Origin of the sequence: Demequina sp. NBRC 110051 (genome assembly GCF_002090055.1) — a bacterium.
In the GTDB taxonomy this organism is placed as follows: domain Bacteria; phylum Actinomycetota; class Actinomycetes; order Actinomycetales; family Demequinaceae; genus Demequina.
The window spans coordinates 84,197-101,515 of record NZ_BBRH01000014.1 but is presented as its reverse complement, the minus strand read 5'-3'; the positions used below and the strand labels follow the sequence as shown (position 1 = coordinate 101,515).

Genomic DNA, 17,319 nt, shown 5'->3' with positions numbered 1-17,319 from the left:
AATGTCCCCGTCTGCGCCACCACGGGGAAGGGGCGGCGCTCAGCCGCCGATCGCGCTCATCGGCCGGTCCGGCTGCAGGAAGCCAGGATCGTCGATGTCGTGGCCGGGCTTCTTCAGTCGCAGGTTCGCGGCGATCGCGTCCGCAAGGACCTCGTCGGTGCAGCCCCCGCGAAGGAGCCCTCGGAGGTCGGATTCCTCGCGCGCGAACAGGCATGCCCGGAGCTGTCCGTCGGCCGTGAGCCGGACCCGGTCGCACGTTCCGCAAAACGGCGCGGTCACGGACGCGATGACTCCCACCGAGGCGTCAGTCCCCGCGATGTCCCACACCTGGGCGGGAGCGGCGCCCCGATCGTCGCGCTCGGTGAGGGTCCAGCGCGCTCGCAGCGCCGCGAGGATCTCCTCCCCGGTGACCATCTGATGGCGGTCCCACGTGTGCCCGCCGTCGAGCGGCATCTGCTCGATGAAGCGCATCTGGTAGCCGTGGTCCACGCAGAACTGCGTGAGGTCTACGACCTCGTCGTCGTTGACGCCGCGCATCGCGACGGCGTTGATCTTGATCGGGGCGAGCCCGGCGGCCTCGGCCGCCGCGATGCCCGCAAGGGTCTCGACGAGCTTGTCACGGCGGGTTAGTTCGATGAACCGGTCCCGCCGCAGCGTGTCGAGAGACACGTTGACGCGCGTGAGGCCCGCGTCGACCAGCTGCGAGGCGAGCTGCGGCAGGCGCAACGCGTTCGTGGTGAGCGAGATCTCGGGGTGCCCGGCCGGACCGTCGAGGTGCGCGAGCCGGTCGACCACATCGACCACGTCGGCGCGCAGAAGGGGCTCGCCGCCGGTGAGCCGGATTTCCTCGATGCCCATCTCGACGGCCACGCGCGCGACCCGCACCAGCTCGTCGGTGCTGAGCATGGTGTCGCGCTGCAGCCACGGCACCCCGTCGGCCGGCATGCAGTAGGTGCACCTGAGCGAGCACCGATCGGTGAGCGAGATCCTGAGGTCGCGGTGGACGCGTCCAAAGCGATCGATCAGTCCGGCGTGCGTCATGACATCCCCACCCACGTGTGTGTGCCATCCGCGAGGATCTCGCGCTTCCAGATGGGGGCCTCGGCCTTCACTCGCTCGACGAGCTCGCGGCAGGCCTCGAAGGCGCGTGCCCGGTGGGCGGAGGACACCGCCGCCACGATGGCGGCCTCACCGACGTCACAGTGGCCGATGCGGTGGCTGACCGCCGCTCGCACATCACCCTCCGCGGTGATGGCGGACGCGATGGCGGAGAGCACGGATTCGGCGTCGGGGTGCGCCGAATAGTCGAGCGCGACGACTTCGCCCTCGACCGAGGGGTCGTGGTCGCGCACCAGGCCTACGAAGGTCGCCACGGCGCCATCGGCGCTGGTACTGACCGCCGCGATGTGCGCCATGAGGTCGAGCGGCTGGGCCGTGATGCGCGCGATCAATGGTCGCGCCCATCGAGTTGGCCCACCAGGTGGCCGAGGATCGGCATCAGGGCGGTGGCGCCGTCGCGGGCGGCGCCCTCCGAACCCGGAAGGTTGATGACGAGCGCGCGGTCGGGCCCCGCGGTCACGCCCGCGAGGCCGCGGCTGACGGCCGCCATCGGCGTGGATGCGGCGCCCTCGCGACGCAGCATCTCGGGGATGCCGGGGATCTCGCGCTCGAGCACTCCCGCGGTGGCCTCGGGGGTGAGGTCGCGCGGAGCGACACCTGTGCCTCCGGTGGTGATGATGACCCGGGCGCCGTCGGTGCGGGCATCGAGGATCGCGTCGCGGACGGACGCGACGCCGTCGGGCACCACCGTCGCGACAACCGCGGCGCCGGCGTCGCGCACAATGGCGGCGATGGCGGGGCCCGCGGTATCGGTCGCGGCGCCCGCGCTGCGGCGGTCGGACACCGTGATCACGGCGACCGTCACGCCCGTAAGGTCGTGAGGCATCGGCCCTCCAAACGTCGGGGTGCGGGCCAGTCTAGGCGCCTCGCTCGACGCCCGTGTTGCGGGCATTTCGCGGCCGCACGCCCTCGGCCGTGAGGCTCGTCCGCGAGGCGGCTAGGTGGCTAGGTGGCGGACGGTCCCGGCGTGGGGTCGTTGTCGCCGTCGAGGGAGTCGAAGACCTCGTTGTACAGCAGTGCATGGACCTTCTCGACGTCCGGGATGTCGTCGAACTCGAGGGGGTCATCGGAGGCTGACTCGATGATGAGCGTGCCGGTGCGAAACAGCCTGTCGATCAGGCCGTGACGGAATTGGACGGTGTTGACGCGCTGCAGCGGGATGTCGATGCCGCTCTTGGTGAAGACACCTGTGCGGTAGATGACGCGCCTGTCGGTGACGACGAAGTGGGTGGTGCGCCAGCGAATCCACGGCGCGACGGCCAGCCAGCCCACGAGGATGGCGAACAGAGCGCCCGTCACCACGCCCACCCACGTGCGGGTCGTGTCGCTCCACTCAGTGGTCGACACCCACCAGGCGATGGCGATGACGGCCGCGATCGCGAGGACCGACACCACGACGGGCCAGAACAGCGCCTTCCAGTGCGGGTGGCGGTCGACGACGACCTCCTCATCGGCGGCCAGCAATCCACGCGGGTATCCCATAACGCTCACTGTAGTGAGCGCGACCCGGCCGGGGAAGGAAAGCCAGCCACGGCATCGGCGCCGCGCAATCGCCGCGACACACTATTGCCACGCGGTAGACATGATTCCTGGTTAACGTGGGCCCATGAGCGATGCGGCGACACCCTGGAGCGGCTACACGCCCGCCGCGGCGTGGGACGAGGCGATGGACGTGGACGGCAAGGTCCGCGAGCCGTATCGGCGGGTCTACGCCGAACTCGAACGCATGAGCGGGGACGACCTGTACTCGAAGGCGGAGGCGCTCGCGTCGACCTACCTCGCGCAGGGCGTCACCTTCGACCATGCGGGCGAGGAGCGGCCCTTCCCGCTGGACCTCGTGCCGCGCGTGGTCGGCTCGGACGAGTGGGACATCATCTCGCCCGGCGTGGCCCAACGCGTGCGCACCCTCGAGGCGTTCCTCGCGGACGTGTATGGCTCCCAGCGCTGCGTGACGGATGGCCTGGTGCCGCGCCGCCTCATCGCGTCGAGCCAGTACTACTACCGCCAGGTCGCGGGCATCGAGCCGGCCAACGGCGTGCGCGTCCATGTGGGCGGCATCGACCTGGTGCGCGACCAGCACGGCATCTGGCGCGTGCTTGAGGACAACGTGCGCGTGCCGTCTGGCGTGAGCTACGTGTTGTCGAACCGCCGCGCCATGAGCCAGATGTTCCCCGAGATGTTCGGCGCTATGGGGATTAGGCCCGTGCTGGAGTACTCGCGACGGCTGCGCTCGGCGCTCGCCAAGTCCGCCCCCGAGGGCGTCGACGACCCCACGATCGTGGTGCTCACCCCGGGTGTGTACAACTCGGCGTACTACGAGCACTCGCTCCTGGCGCGCACCATGGGTGTCGAGCTCGTCGAGGGGCGCGACCTTGAGACGGTCAACGGCCGCGTCTACATGCGCACCACGGCCGGGCGCCGCCGCGTCGACGTGATCTACCGCCGCGTGGACGACGACTTCCTGGACCCCGTGCAGTTCCGGCCCGACTCGGCGCTGGGCTCGCCTGGGCTCGTCAACGCCGCGCGCCTGGGCAACGTCACGATCGCCAACGCGATCGGCAACGGCGTGGCCGACGACAAGCTCATCTACACGTACATGCCCGACCTCACGCGCTACTACCTCGACGAGGACCCGATCCTGCCCAACGTCGATACCTGGCGTCTCGAGGAGCCCGCCGCTCGCGAGGAGGTGCTCGACCGGCTCGACGAGCTCGTCGTCAAGCCCGTCGACGGCGCGGGAGGCAAGGGCGTGCTTATCGGCCCCAAGGCGTCTGCAGCGGAGCTGGCCGAGGCCAAGGACCGCATCAGCGAGGACCCGCGCGGCTGGATCGCGCAGCCCGTGATCCAACTGTCGACGGTGCCGACCCTCACCGACGACGGGCTCGAGCCGCGTCACGTGGACCTGCGCCCCTTCGCCGTGAACGACGGCGACGACGTGTGGGTGCTGCCCGGCGGGCTCACCCGGGTGGCACTCCAGCGCGGTCAGCTCATCGTGAACTCGTCCCAGGGCGGCGGCTCCAAGGACACCTGGGTCCTTGGCGGCGTGCGCGACCGCGCACCACGCCAGGCGCCCGAGTCGAAGGTCGAGTTCGGAGGCATGCACGCCGTGCCGCAGGCCGCCCACCCCGAGGATGTGGTCGCGGGCCAGCAGGCGCAGCAGCAACAACAGCAGCGCGAGGAGCACAGTGAGCCACCGGCCGAGCCGGGCGAGGACGGGGGCGCATCATGCTGAGCCGCATCGCCGAGTCGCTGTTCTGGATTGGCCGCTATGTCGAGCGCGCCGACAACACCGCGCGCCTGCTCGACGTGCACCTCAATGTCCTGCTCGAGGACCCCTGGGTCGACGAGCCCAGCGCGAATGCCTCGATCCTTACCGTCATGAGTGCGGGCACCGAGGCGCCGGTCACCCGCTCCGACGTCCTGCAGCGCCTGGCCTTCGACCGGGAGCGCACGTCCTCGATCGCCGGGTCGCTGACCGCGGCCCGCGAGAACGCACGCCGGGCCCGCGAGGTCATCTCCACCGAGGTGTGGGAGTCGCTCAACACCACCAGGATGGAGCTGTCGCGCTGGAGCCAGGCCGCTCGTCCTCACGAGTACTTCGTGTGGGTGCGCGAGCGCACCGCGGTGGTGCGGGGGCTCGCCTCGGCAACCACGTCGCGCGACGACGCGTGGCACTTCCTCGAGCTGGGCCGCTCCCTGGAGCGCGCGGACATGATCGCCCGCCTCCTCATGACCCGCTCACTCGACGGCACCACGGGCGTCAACTGGACCACACTGCTGCGCACCTGCTCGGCCCACGAGGCGTACTTGCGCACCGTGCGCGCCCTCGTCACCGAGGAACGCGCCGCGGAATTCCTCCTGGTGGATCGCCTGTTCCCGCGCTCGATCGCCTATAACCTCGAGATGGCGGAGTCGATCCTGACCGATATCGAAGGCTCGGAGCGCTCGCGGACCCTCGCCGGGCGCGCCCAACTCGCGCTGGGTCGGGCACGCACCAACCTCGAGTACTCGCCGGTCAGGGAGATCCTCGACGACCTTCCCGGCCAGATGCAGGCCGTGCAGCGCGCGTGCGCCACGGCATCGGACATCATCCGCGACCGCTACTTCCTGCCCGACGCCACCGTCGTGTGGAACCAGGAGGCATTGTGACCACCCTTCGCATCGAGCACCGTACGCACTTCCGCTACGCCTCGGACGTCACCAGCTCCTACAACGAGGCCAGGGTCACCCCCGCATGGCTGCCGCGTCAGCGGGTCTTGGATGCCGCGGTCGACATCTCCCCGGTGACGTGGCGATCGTCCTACCGCGACTACTGGGAGTGCGACGTCACGACCTTCGAGGTCCTGCAGCCGCACCGCGCGCTGACCGTCGACGCGAGGTCCGTGGTCGAGGTGTCGACCCAGGTGCCCCGAGGCGAGAAGGCCGGATGGGACGCGCTCCAAGGCCCGCGTTTTCAGGACCTGCTGTGCGAGTACCTGGAGAACTCCGATGCCACGGCTCCGCCCGAGGATCTCGAGCAGTTCGCGCGCGAGGCCTCGCACAAGCTGGGCCCGGAGGCGACGGCCCGCGCGGTGTGTGAGTATCTGCATTCCGAGGTGAAGTACGTGCCCGGCGCCACCACCGTCCACACCGCTGCCGCGGAGGCATGGGGTGCCCGCTCGGGCGTGTGTCAGGACTTCGCCCAACTCGCGCTCGGTGCGCTGCGCTCGGTGGGCATCCCCGCGCGCTACGTCTCGGGCTACCTGCACCCCAAGCGGGACGCCGAGATCGGTGAGACCGTCGCGGGCGAGAGCCACGCGTGGGTCGAGTGGTGGACGGGGGAGTGGACCGGCTTCGATCCGACCAACGACCGCGAGGTGGGCGACCATCACGTGATCGTGGGCCGCGGACGCGAGTACCGCGACGTGCCCCCGCTGTCTGGCGTGGTCGCGGGCACCACCGAGAATCTCGACGTCACGGTGAAGGTGACTCAGATCGCCTGAGCCGGGGTAGTCCTCGCCGCCGTGCTCCTAGCCCCGGTGCTCGAGGTGCCACGGCTCGGGCTTCGGTCCGCCCGGACGCGCCCACGCGGGCAATTCCCAGCCGTACGCGGGCGCCTGGTCGACGAGCCACCGGTAGGCCTCGCCGCGGAATCCACCCGGGAGGCCACCCGAGTTGAGATCGATCGCGGCGCCCCAGCCGTGCTGCGAGGTCCCCGGTGTCGCGGCCATGACGCCCTTGGTGGCTTTGGCGACGCGCTGCCCGGAGAGGCTGCGGTAGGAGTCGGTGATGGGGATGTCGACACCGAAACGCTCGGAGAACGCCGCGTTCAGCGTCTCCAGATCGGCGGCGGCATGGCAGGACAGGGTCTGGTCGGCGTCCCACGGCACCGCGCAGAGCACCGCGGACGTGAGGGTGCCGTTGCGCAGACCCGCGAGCGAGGGCACCTCGCTGCCGGAGAAATCGAGTCGTTCCGTGAGGGAGGGCTCGTGCGACAGCACCAGGCCCGCGTCGACCACCTCGTAGAGCAGCGCCGCCAGGTCGGCCTTCGTGAGCTCTTCGGCCGCAGCCTCGGCGTCGGAGCCGGGCGCCGCCACTCCGAGGCTCTCGAGCCATTCGGTCGAGGTCTCGTGCTCGGAGGGTGCCTCGACCGGTTCGAACGACAGTCCCGGCACGAACACGATCCGCCGTTCGCCTGCCAGGCGGTGCAGCGTGAGCGCGACCTCGCCGCGCGTGGTGGCTCGGTCAGGGTCGAACGAGGAGGTGTCGTCGTCCAGTTCCACGCCGCGAGAGGCGAGCCATGAGACCTCCGTCGCCGAGGCGTGGTCGGCATCGACGTCGTCGTAGGGGCCGTCCTCGTCCATGACATGCAGCGGCAGTCCGGCCGCGCGGTACGCGAAGGCGGCCAGGTCGGCGCGCGTTGCCGGTGCGGTGGGGGAGAACGTCGCGGAATCCTCGGCGAGGCCCCACCCGAAGCCCGCGCCCAGACGGGCCAGCCACGCGATCGCCTCCGCCTGCGGGGCCGAGACGCCGCCGGCACCGGCCGCCGAGACGTCACGGAACGTGGTGCGCACCGGCTCCGCCTTCCACACCGTCGGCGACGCGTACAGGACGGACAAGGGCGGGCTCGCCTCGTCGTCGTCTTCCTGAGCCTCGTCGGTCGTCGGGGTGGGCGTGGCGGAGGGAACCGGATCGGGGTCCGATGCCGTGGTGGGCTCGGGCGACGGGGTAACCGTGGGCTCCGGGCTTGAGGTCGTGGAGGGTTCGGGGGTCGCGGTTCCGTTGGGCTTGGGCGTCGATGTTGCGGTCGGCTTGGGAGACGACGTCGCGGTGGGTTTGGGCGTCGCGGTGGGTTTGGGTGTCGAGGTGGACGTCGGCGTGGGCTCCGCAGTGGTGGTCTCTTCGGTCGCCGGAGCTGTCGCCGCTGCGGTGGCGGTCTGCGTGGTGTCCGGAGCGGAGGCCTCGGGGGTGTCGGTCGTCTCGGTGGCGCTGGCCGCGCTGACGGGAAGGAAGCACGCGCCAGCGAGCGTGATGACCGCCACGTGCCCGGCCCATGCTCGCCGTGCCATGGACCGCGATGAGATGCGCCGCATCGCCCGTCTCCTTCTCCGGCATCAGCCCCTCAGCTACGCCGGTGCACGGGCACATGTGCGCCCGCTTCCTGACAAGAGTCGCACGCGGGTGCGCAGTTGTCAGCCCCAACCGGGCAACGGGAGTCGCCGCGGCATCGGCCGTCTGTGATATCGGCAGTCCTCTCACATGTCGTGAGCAGGTGGCGTGGCTACCCCGTGTATTCGAAGTGCCACGGCTCGGGCTTGTTGCCATCGGGGCGCGCCCAGGTGGGGAGGACCCAGTTGTAGCCGGTGAGTTGCTGACGCAGCCACAGGTAAGCGGAGCCCTGGTATCCGCCGGGCAGCGACGCCCCCGCGATGTCGATGGCGGCCGCCCAGCCGTGGTTCGACGTGCCGGGAATCGCGGCGATAGTGCCGTACAGGGCGCGTGCGCGCACCTGTTCGTCGTAGTCCCGGTACGAGTCGTTCACGGGGATGTTGCGCCCGAAGCGGGCCCGGAAAGCGGCGTTGAGTCGCTCGAGGTCGGCAGCGGCCTGGCACAGCAGCAGTTCGCTCGTATCCCACGACAGCGAACACAGTCGATCGCGGGGCAGGGCTCCGTTGGAGTAGGTCGTGGTGACGCGCGTGACGGCCGCGCCCCCAGTGCCGCGCAGGTAATAGCCCGACATCCAGCCGCGACCGCCGTCGACCACGATCTCGATCCAGCCGTCGGGCGAGACGTTCCCCGTGGGGGTGACCGCCGCCCCACGCGGACGGTACGCCAGCAATGAGGAGGCGGTGCCGGGGGCGGCGCGGACCGCGAGGCTCGAGGCCCCGTAGACGTACAGCGTGGAGTGACGCAGCAGGGTCGCGGTGCCCACGGCGGGGTTATAGGTGATTCCGGCGCCGTCGAGTCGGTACAGGAACGCCGCCATGGCGTCACGCGTGATGGCGTTGCGGGGGCGGAACTCGGCGCCCGACGACGTCTTCCAGCCGGTCGTGGCGCCGGTCTGCGACAGCCACACGATCGCGCGATAGAAGGGGTCGGAGGTCTTCACGTCGGTGAACGGGGACCGGGACGGCAGCGAGACCGCAGGTGAGCCGGCAAAGCGGTACAAGAATGCGGCCATCGCCTCGCGCGAGATGTCCTCCTGAGCGCGAAACTCGGCCGCGCCGTCCACGCGCCACCCGGTCGAGACCTTGGCGTCCGCGGCCCACGTGATCTCGCGGTAGAAGGCGGTTTTTGAGGTGATGTCGCTGAACGGCGATCGCGACGGAGCGTAGTGGGCCGGCTCGCCCGCGTAGCGGTACAGGAACGCGGCCATGGCGTCGCGCGCCACGGTGTCGAGGGGGCGGTACTCGCGGGTGCCATCGGACAGCGTCCAGCCGCGGGTAATACCCGCCTGGGCCAGCCACCCGATCTCGGTGGCGAACTTCGAGTAGGACGAGCTCCCGACGCGGGCCGACACGTCGGTGAAGGTGATCCCCGTCGCGGCGAGCACGCCGACCGACGGAGGCTCGAGGGCCTCGGTGGGGGTGACGTCGGCCGGCTCGGCGCCGCGCGCCGACATGGCCGGCTGCGGCTCTGCGGCGTCGGTCTGCTCCTCCACGTCGCCCGACGGCGCGGCTGTGGGAGGGGACGAGGCGTCCGTGCTTGGCGTAGGCGACGGGCTCGCGGACGGCCCGGGCGAGGCGGACGGCCCGGGCGAGGCGGTCGGGGACGGCGTGGCGGCAGGCGTGGCCGAGGGTTCGGGTGACAACGAGGGGATCGGTGTCACCGTCGGCGCCATCGTCGGTGTCGTCACGGTGGTCGGCGTCGGATCGGCGGGATCGGTCTGGGCAACGGCGCTGGGCACGATTCCCGCGGCGAGGCCCGCTCCCAACACGGTGACGGCAGCCGCCCGCACCGCGCGGACGCGGACGCTGACGGGGGCTGCGGTGGGGACGGAAGAAATGGTGCGCTCCTACGGTCGTGAGACGCCCTCGACCGAGCGCCGCCTGCCGAGATTATCGGCGATAGCGGTGCCATGGTGAAGCCTGATGTGACAACGGACACTCGCCGCAAATGCCGTGGGGACTGCTGCCGTCCTCGCCGGCGTGCGCCCCCGATAGAATCAAACGCGTGACTGCCATGCCCGAGAACGACGAGACCAGGTACGACTTCCACGCGATCGAGGACCGCTGGCTACCCGTGTGGCGGGAAACCCAGCCCTTCCGCTCGGGCGACCCCGAGGACTCGCGTCCCACCAAGTACGTGCTCGACATGTTCCCGTACCCCTCGGGCGACCTGCACATGGGCCACGCAGAGGCCTACGCGCTCGGTGACGTGATCGCGCGCTACTGGACCCAGCGCGGCTTCAACGTGATGCACCCCATCGGGTGGGACTCGTTCGGCCTGCCCGCCGAGAACGCCGCGATCACCCGCGGCCTGGACCCGCGCGGCTGGACCGAGGACAACATCGCCCAGCAGCGGTCCTCGATGGAGCGCTATGCGTGCTCGTTCGACTGGGACCGCGTGCTCGCGACGCACCGTCCCGAGTACTACCACTGGAACCAGTGGTTCTTCACGCGCATGCATGAAAAGGGCCTGGCGTATCGCAAGCACTCGAACGTGAACTGGTGCCCCAAGGACCAGACCGTGCTCGCCAACGAGCAGGTGGTGGGCGGCCTGTGCGAGCGTTGCGACACGCCCGTCACGAAGAAGAAGCTGAACCAGTGGTACTTCAAGGTAACGGACTACGCGGACCGCCTGCTGGACGACCTTGACACGCTGAAGGACTCGTGGCCGTCCAAGGTCATCGCCATGCAGCGCAACTGGATCGGACGCTCCAGCGGCGCCGACGTGTCGTTCACGATCGAGGGTCGCGACGAGCCCGTCGACATCTACACGACCCGCCCCGACACCCTCCACGGTGCGACCTTCATGGTCGTCGCGGCGGACTCCGACCTTGCGGCCGAGCTGGTTCAGGGGGCCGATGCCGTGGTCGCCGAGGCCTTCGAGGCGTACGTCGATGAGGTCAAGGCCGCCAGCGAGATCGACCGCCTGTCGACCGAGCGCCCCAAGACCGGTGTGTTCCTCAATCGGTACGCGATCAACCCCGTCAACGGTGAGCGCCTGCCCATCTGGGCCTCCGACTACGTGCTCGCCGACTACGGTCACGGCGCGATCATGGCCGTGCCCGCGCACGACCAGCGCGACCTCGACTTTGCCCGCGCCATGGACCTGCCGGTGCGCGTGGTGCTCGACGTGCGCGGCGAGGACGGCGAACCGGTCGAGGACCCGGCCGTCTCCGGCGTCGCCGCGGCCGGCGACGGCACGCTGATCAACTCCGGCGACCTCGATGGCAAGTCGAAGGCAGACGCGATCGACGCCATCGTCGCGGACCTCGAGGCCAAGAGCCTGGGCCACTCGTCGACCAACTACCGCCTGCGCGACTGGCTCATCTCGCGTCAGCGCTACTGGGGCACGCCCATCCCGATCGTCCACTGCGACGCGTGCGGTGAGGTGCGCGTGCCGGACGACCAGCTTCCCGTCGAGTTGCCGCCGGCCGAGGGCCTCGACCTCAAGCCCAAGGGCACCTCACCGCTCGGCGGAGCGACCGACTGGGTCAACACCACATGCCCCGACTGCGGCGGCCCGGCCCTGCGCGACACGGACACCATGGACACCTTCGTAGACTCGTCCTGGTACTTCCTGCGGTTCCTGTCGCCGGGCAAGACCGACGGCCCCTTCGACCTCGACGAGGCGAAGAAGTGGGCACCCATCGATCAGTACGTGGGTGGCGTCACCCACGCGATCCTGCACCTGCTGTACGCGCGCTTCTTCACCAAGGCGCTGCATGACATGGGCATGATCGACTTCGAGGAGCCCTTCCTCGCGCTGCTGAACCAGGGCATGGTCCAGATGGACGGCTCCGCGATGTCGAAGTCACGCGGCAACCTGGTGCGCCTGAGCGAGCAACTCGACGAGTTCGGCGTGGACGCCGTGCGCATCACCATGTCGTTCGCAGGCCCGCCCGAGGACGACATCGACTGGGCGGACGTCTCGCCCGGCGCATCCCAGCGCTTCCTCGCCCGCGCCTGGCGCCTGGCGCGCGACGTCGCCTCCGCACCGGGCGTAGACCCTGCCACTGGGGACGCCGCCCTGCGTGCGGTGACGCACAAGACCATGCACGACGCCGCCCAACTGGTCGAGGGCTTCCGCTTCAACGTGGTGGTCGCGCGCACCATGGAGCTCGTCAACGCCACCCGCAAGGCCATCGACAGCGGTGCCGGCCCCGCCGACCCCGCCGTGCGCGAGGCCACCGAGGCCGTCGCCGTGCTGCTGAGCCTCTTCGCGCCCTACGTCGCCGAGGACATGTGGTCGATTCTGGGACACGAGAACGTGTCGCGCGCCGGATGGCTCGACGTGGACGAGTCGCTGCTGGTCGAGGACACCGTCACGTGCATCGTCCAGGTGAAGGGCAAGGTCCGTGACCGCCTCGAGGTGGCGCCCGACATCTCCGAGGACGCCCTGCGCGAGCTGGCCCTCGCCGCACCTGGAGTGGTGAGGGCGGTGGGTGACGCCGCGATCCGTACGGTGATCGTGCGCGCACCCAAGCTCGTCAACATCGTCACCGCCTGATGGTGGCGCCGGGCCCCAGGGGACCGGTCGCCGCTAGCGTGGGGTCATGACCGAGCGCGTCGCCGTCGTCACGGACTCGTCCGCGGCGCTACCCGACGACCTGGTGCGCCGTTGGGGTATCACCGTGGTGCCCTTAAAGGTCGTGGTGGACGGTGAGGCGCGCCCGGAGGGCGTGGGAGCCGACGGCGTCCTCGAGGCGTTGCTGGCGGGCAAGTCCGTCACGACATCGCAGCCCGCTGTCGAGGCGTTCGCGGAGGCTTTCCGTGCCGTCGAGGTGGCCGGGGCGTCGGCCGTGGTCGCGGTGTTGCTGTCGTCGAGACTCTCGGGGACGGTCGCTGGGGCCAGGAAGGCGGCCGATGCCGTGGGCATCCCCGTCGAGGTCGTGGACTCCCGCCAGGTCGCCTTGGGCACGGGCTTCGCGGCGCTCGCCGCGGCCGCGGCCGCGCGCGCGGGCGACAACCCGGAGGATGTCGCCGCGACGGCAGTGAAGGTGGCCGCGTCCGCGCGCTGCGTCTTCACCGTGGACACACTCGAGTTCCTGCGGCGCGGCGGACGGCTGTCGTCCGCGGCCGCGGCCGTGGGGCGCATGCTGCAGGTGCGGCCGGTGCTCGAGATCGTGGACGGGGAGGTCGTGGCCGCGGAGAAGGTGCGATCGACGGCCCGCGCCAGGGAGGCGGTGGCCACTCGCGCGCGGCGCGCCGTGGATACGCTGACACGGCCCGGTGTCGGCATCCTCACGGTCGGCGACGGTGCGTATGCCGATGCGACGGCCGAGGCCTTCGCCGACGCCGCGATGTTGGTGCGAACCGACATTGGCGCGGTCCTCGCGGTCCATGCGGGCCCAGGCGCGCTCGGCGTCGTGACGGCGGAGCTGCCGGCCGCTCTCCTCGACGCGCCTGAGGCCACCCCGCGGCACTGAATCCGAGCGTCGTCCCCAGGCGCGTTCGGGGTGCGCGGCCGTCCACGGGTGCGGGCAGCCGTCATACGGAGGTGAGGATGCCCGCCTAGCGTCGCAGGCATGGTTCCCACGACACCCGAGAGCGAGGACGAGGCCCTCACCCGTTGGCGCGACAGCGCCATGCGCGCCGCGGGCCGCGCCTACGAGACGGCGCACGGGCGCGAGATCGACGACGAGTCACGCGGGGTGCGCTGGGCGCTGTCGCCGCGGGTCGCACTGACCGCGGCGGGCGCTATCGGGCTCATCGCGCTGCTCGTGTGGGCACTCGCCCGCCCCGCGGTGTCGGAGCCCCTCGGGGCGGACGCGACGCCCACGCCGGCGGCGAGCGCCGCGCCAGCTCCTTCGGTGAGCACAGTCGGGCCGATGGCCGTGGTGCACGTCGCAGGCGCGGTCGCGACACCTGGTCTCATCGAGCTCAGCCCCGGCGAGCGTGTGGCAGATGCCATCGAGCGTGCGGGAGGCTCCCTCGCGGACGCGGACCTGTCCGCGCTCAACCTCGCGCGTGTGCCGCTCGACGGCGAACAGATCTCCGTGCCCCGCGTGGGGGAGGCCGGTGCTGAGGAGGACTCGACGGTGCGCCTCAATACTGCCGACGCCGCCGCTCTCGAGGGACTGCCGGGCGTGGGCCCCGTGACGGCCGCCAATATCGTCGCGGATAGGGACGCGAATGGCCCCTACGCGAGCCTCGATGACCTGCAGCGCGTCCCAGGCATCGGTCCCGCCCTCGTGGCACGCCTCGACGGGCTCGTCACGATGTGAGGCCAGCGCATGACGCGCGCCTCGTGCCCGCAGCGGCGGCCGCATGGAGCGCGGCGGCGTGTGCGGACAGGGGCCTGGACGCCGTCGCCACTGTCGCCGTCGTGGCGCTCATGGCACTCCTTGCCGGCGCCGCGCAGTGGGCGGGAGACCTGCACGAGCGACGCAGAGGCTTGGCGCCGCCACGGAACCGGACAGAGCGAGCCGCGCGTGTGGCGTGTGCGGTCACGCTCGCCAGCGTCGCCTTCGCGGCGGGCCTGATCTACGCAGGGGTCGCGGCAGTCTCGGGGCTCCCCACAGCCACCGTCGACACAGGCGAGGTGGGGCTGCGTGGCACCGTCATCGAGGCACCGCGGGTCGTCGCGTTGCGCTCGGGGGATGCCGCCATGGTCGATATGGCTCTCACCCAGTGGCGGCCGCAGGATTCGGGCGCCTGGGAGGCCGTTCAGGGGCGCGTCACCGTGGTCCTCGAGCCCGATGTTGTCGAGCGTGACGAGGTCATCGAGGTCGCCGCCGATCTTGTCGCGAGCGACCAGGGCGCCATTGCATGGAGCGCGACCCTGGAGGCGGTGGGGGAGCCACGGGGCGCGCTTGCGGCCGGGCGGACATGGATCGCGGAAGCGACCGCGGCTCTTCCGCCCGAGCGTGGTGGATTGGTGCGCGGGATGCTGACGGGGGACACGAGCGCGATGAGTGACGCCCAGGTTGCCGCGATGCGCACCTCTGGCCTCGCGCACCTCACGGCAGTCTCGGGCGCGCACTTCGCGGTGGTCACGCTCCTCGTCATCGCCGCGGCGCGCGCCGTGCGGGCACCACGGGTCGTCGCGGCAGTGGCCGTGGCGGGAGCGGCGGTCGTGTTCGCCGCCTTCGTGGGAGCGGCCCCGTCGGTCGCGCGCGCCACCGTGATGGCGGCCGTCGTCGCGGCGGCGTTGGCTCTCGGCCGCAAGGCTCGCGGCCTGCCCGCGTTATCGACGGCCGTCCTCGCAGTGGTCGCGACGGCGCCGGCTCTGACAGTCGAGATTGGCTTTCTCATGTCCGTCATCGCTGTCAGCGCGATCGTGTTGTGGGCGCCGGTGCTCGCGCGCCTCATGGGGCGACGCATGACCCCGCGGGCCGCTCGCGCCGTCTCCGTCCCCCTCGCGGCCCAGGCGGCCTTGACTCCCATCCTCCTGATGCTGCAGCCGGGGATCTCCGGATGGGCGATCCCCGCCAACCTCGTCGTGGTGCCCTTCCTGCTGCCCCTGATGATGGCCGGACTGACGGCCGCGTGCGTGGGGCCCTGGTGGCCCAGCGCCGGCCATGCGCTACTGGCCGTCAGCGACGCCGCTGCGATCCCGGTCGCGGCGGTTGCGCAGGCGGTGACGCGCGTGCCGGGTGCCATGCTCGCGTGGCCCGAGGGGCCGCGGGGACTCGCGCTCGCATCAGCGGTGGTCCTCGTCGCGATCCTTGCGACCGTGGCTCCTACGCGGCGTCGCAGGCGTGCCACCGCGGCGCTCGCCGTCGCCGTCGCGGCCTCCGCCTTGGCGGTCAGCGCGTGGCCCGGCCGGGTCGTCGATGACTGGGATGTGGTCATGTGCGACGTGGGCCAGGGGGACATGACCCTGATGCGGGCGGGACCCCACAGCGCTGTGGTCATCGACACGGGAAGGGACGCGGCGCTCGCCGACGCGTGCCTACGGCGCTACGGCGTGCGGCATGCGCCGTTGCTGATCCTGACGCACCCGCACGCCGACCATGACGGCGCGGTCACGGCGGTCGCGGCCCGCGCCACGGTAGACCGGGCATGGATCTCGCGGGCCGGCTGGAACGGCCGGGCCCACAGGGACCTCGCCCAGGCCGGTGTCGCGGTCGAAGTTCCGGCGCTTGCCCAGGCCGTGAGCGCCGGGAGCGCCGCGGTGCGGGTGCTCTCTTTTGGGCATCTCGACCGCGAGCCAGACGACGCCAACGATGCCTCGATCGTCGTCCTCGTCGACGGCGAGCGCGCCCGCATGCTCGCGCTGGGCGACCTCGAGCCCGGCGCCCAGCGCACCCTCGCCGACGTGCTCCCGCCGCTCTCGGTGGACGTCGTGAAGGTCGCGCACCACGGCTCGGCGGCGCAGGACGAGGCGCTCGCGGCGGACCTCACCGCCACCGTGGGGATGATCGGCGCGGGCCGTGACAACGACTACGGTCACCCGGCTCGCGCCGCGCTCGACCTGTACGAGGACCGCGTGGGGACCCTGGCCGTGACGGCCACGTGCGGGGACATCGTGGTGAGCATCTCGGCTGCGGGGGACGCTGCGGTCCGGTGTCGTAGCGGCATGGCACCCTAGAGCCATGGCAGCCCGCACTCGTTCCGCAGAACCGACCTGGCATCGCGCCGCCCCCGCCCCTGTGGTGCTGGTCTCGGGGCCCGAGGCCCTGCTCGGTCAGCGCGCGGTCGAGCGCATCGTCGCGGCCCGCCCGGGCGCGGCCGTGACACGGCTTGATGCGGGCGCGTACACGCGTGGAGCGCTCCTCGCGGCCGCGTCTCCGTCGCTGTTCGATGACGCTGGAATAGTGCTCGTCGAGGGAGCCGAGTCGATGAACGACGAGTTCCTCGCCGACGCCCTCGCGTATGTCGCCCAGCCCGACCCCGAGGTCATCGTGATCATCCGCCACGGCGGCGGCGTGCGTGGCAAGAAGCTGCTCGACACCCTGCGCAAGGGCGGCGCACCCGAGTACACGTGCCCCGCGGTCAAGAAGGACGCCGAGATCATGGACTTCGCGCGCGGCGAGTTCGAACGCGGCAAGCGGCCGGTGCAGGCCTCCGTGGTGCGCAGCCTGGTCGACGCCGTCGGCACCGACATCGCCGAGGTCGCGGCCGCGTGCCATCAGCTGATGAGCGATGTCGACGGCACCATCGATCAGGCCGCCGTCACGCGTTACTACGGCACGCGCGTGAACGCCACGGCGTTCGCGGTGGCCGACGCCGCGGTCGCCGGCGATGTGGCGAAGGCGCTGAGTTTGGTGCGTCACGCGCTCGCCACGGGAAACGACCCTGTGCCGCTGAACGCGGCCATGGCCGCCAAGCTGCGCACGCTCGCGAAGGTGGGGGCCGCCCGCGGTCGCAGGCTCGACCCCACGCGCGACCTGGGAATCTCTCCGTGGCAGGTGGACCGCGCGCGCCGGGAGCTGCAGCGGTGGAACGCCGAGACTCTCGCGACGGCTATCGAGGCGGTGGCGACGGCCGATGCAGAGATCAAGGGCGCGGCACGCGCCCCGCAGTTCGCGCTGGAGCGTGCGGTGCGCAGCGTCGCGCAGCTCGCCCAGCAACGCTAGGTCGCACCGGCAGACGACAAAGCCCCGCCGCA

At 71.2% G+C, this 17,319-nt stretch carries 15 protein-coding genes; 9 read left to right on the top strand and 6 right to left on the bottom strand.

The window, feature by feature from the left end; genetic code table 11:
- Nucleotides 1-39: 39 nt before the first annotated feature.
- The 4 genes from moaA to B7K20_RS08790 form a co-directional block, all read right to left on the bottom strand.
- A complete protein-coding gene (moaA, locus tag B7K20_RS08805) occupies nucleotides 40-1,041 on the bottom strand; it encodes a GTP 3',8-cyclase MoaA (RefSeq protein WP_084102153.1) in 1,002 nt (333 codons plus the stop codon).
- The gene (locus tag B7K20_RS08800; protein ID WP_084102152.1) at nucleotides 1,038-1,451 is read right to left on the bottom strand and encodes a molybdenum cofactor biosynthesis protein MoaE; all 414 of its coding nucleotides are present in this window, start codon (nucleotides 1,449-1,451) and stop codon (nucleotides 1,038-1,040) included. Before B7K20_RS08800 ends, moaA begins: the two co-directional genes overlap by 4 nt.
- Nucleotides 1,448-1,945: a molybdenum cofactor biosynthesis protein B gene (locus B7K20_RS08795; RefSeq protein ID WP_084102151.1), complete on the bottom strand. Its 498-nt coding sequence runs from the start codon at nucleotides 1,943-1,945 to the stop codon at nucleotides 1,448-1,450. Before B7K20_RS08795 ends, B7K20_RS08800 begins: the two co-directional genes overlap by 4 nt.
- Nucleotides 1,946-2,064: 119 nt before the next feature.
- Nucleotides 2,065-2,601 (bottom strand): PH domain-containing protein, encoded by a 537-nt coding sequence (locus B7K20_RS08790; protein ID WP_084102150.1) that lies wholly within the window; start codon nucleotides 2,599-2,601, stop codon nucleotides 2,065-2,067.
- A gap of 184 nt (nucleotides 2,602-2,785) precedes the next feature.
- On the opposite strand from B7K20_RS08790, the gene B7K20_RS08785 reads away from it, so the two are divergent.
- From B7K20_RS08785 to B7K20_RS08775, 3 genes are read left to right on the top strand one after another with little or no spacing between them, the layout of a single operon-like run.
- The gene (locus B7K20_RS08785) at nucleotides 2,786-4,351 is read left to right on the top strand and encodes a circularly permuted type 2 ATP-grasp protein (protein ID WP_234985787.1); all 1,566 of its coding nucleotides are present in this window, start codon (nucleotides 2,786-2,788) and stop codon (nucleotides 4,349-4,351) included.
- On the top strand, nucleotides 4,345-5,268 hold the full coding sequence (locus tag B7K20_RS08780; protein WP_084102148.1) for an alpha-E domain-containing protein: 924 nt from the start codon (nucleotides 4,345-4,347) through the stop codon (nucleotides 5,266-5,268). The genes B7K20_RS08785 and B7K20_RS08780 overlap by 7 nt, the downstream gene beginning before the upstream one ends.
- On the top strand, nucleotides 5,265-6,101 hold the full coding sequence (locus B7K20_RS08775) for a transglutaminase family protein (RefSeq protein ID WP_084102147.1): 837 nt from the start codon (nucleotides 5,265-5,267) through the stop codon (nucleotides 6,099-6,101). The genes B7K20_RS08780 and B7K20_RS08775 overlap by 4 nt, the downstream gene beginning before the upstream one ends.
- Nucleotides 6,102-6,128: 27 nt before the next feature.
- On the opposite strand, the gene B7K20_RS08770 is transcribed toward B7K20_RS08775, so the two are convergent.
- Both B7K20_RS08770 and B7K20_RS08760 read right to left on the bottom strand, forming a co-directional pair.
- Complete coding sequence (locus tag B7K20_RS08770) at nucleotides 6,129-7,691, bottom strand: D-alanyl-D-alanine carboxypeptidase family protein (RefSeq protein WP_144018607.1); 1,563 nt, start codon at nucleotides 7,689-7,691, stop codon at nucleotides 6,129-6,131.
- A 188-nt stretch (nucleotides 7,692-7,879) separates the two neighbouring features.
- Nucleotides 7,880-9,259: an S-layer homology domain-containing protein gene (locus B7K20_RS08760; protein WP_144018606.1), complete on the bottom strand. Its 1,380-nt coding sequence runs from the start codon at nucleotides 9,257-9,259 to the stop codon at nucleotides 7,880-7,882.
- A gap of 19 nt (nucleotides 9,260-9,278) precedes the next feature.
- Here B7K20_RS08760 and B7K20_RS13075 point away from each other — a divergent pair, with 19 nt between their 5' ends.
- From B7K20_RS13075 to holA, 6 genes are all read left to right on the top strand, one after another.
- The gene (locus tag B7K20_RS13075; RefSeq protein WP_159449371.1) at nucleotides 9,279-9,683 is read left to right on the top strand and encodes a hypothetical protein; all 405 of its coding nucleotides are present in this window, start codon (nucleotides 9,279-9,281) and stop codon (nucleotides 9,681-9,683) included.
- A gap of 97 nt (nucleotides 9,684-9,780) precedes the next feature.
- Entirely contained in the window at nucleotides 9,781-12,273 is a 2,493-nt protein-coding gene (leuS, locus tag B7K20_RS08750) for a leucine--tRNA ligase (protein ID WP_144018618.1), read from the top strand.
- Between the two features lie 46 nt (nucleotides 12,274-12,319).
- Entirely contained in the window at nucleotides 12,320-13,192 is an 873-nt protein-coding gene (locus B7K20_RS08745) for a DegV family protein (RefSeq protein WP_084102142.1), read from the top strand.
- 99 nt (nucleotides 13,193-13,291) lie between these two features.
- Nucleotides 13,292-13,990, top strand: coding sequence for a ComEA family DNA-binding protein (locus tag B7K20_RS13305; RefSeq protein WP_234985782.1), 699 nt, complete (start codon nucleotides 13,292-13,294; stop codon nucleotides 13,988-13,990).
- 23 nt (nucleotides 13,991-14,013) lie between these two features.
- Nucleotides 14,014-16,299, top strand: coding sequence for a ComEC/Rec2 family competence protein (locus B7K20_RS08735; protein WP_084102141.1), 2,286 nt, complete (start codon nucleotides 14,014-14,016; stop codon nucleotides 16,297-16,299).
- 4 nt (nucleotides 16,300-16,303) lie between these two features.
- A complete protein-coding gene (gene holA / locus B7K20_RS08730) occupies nucleotides 16,304-17,287 on the top strand; it encodes a DNA polymerase III subunit delta (RefSeq protein ID WP_084102140.1) in 984 nt (327 codons plus the stop codon).
- Nucleotides 17,288-17,319 lie beyond the last annotated feature (32 nt).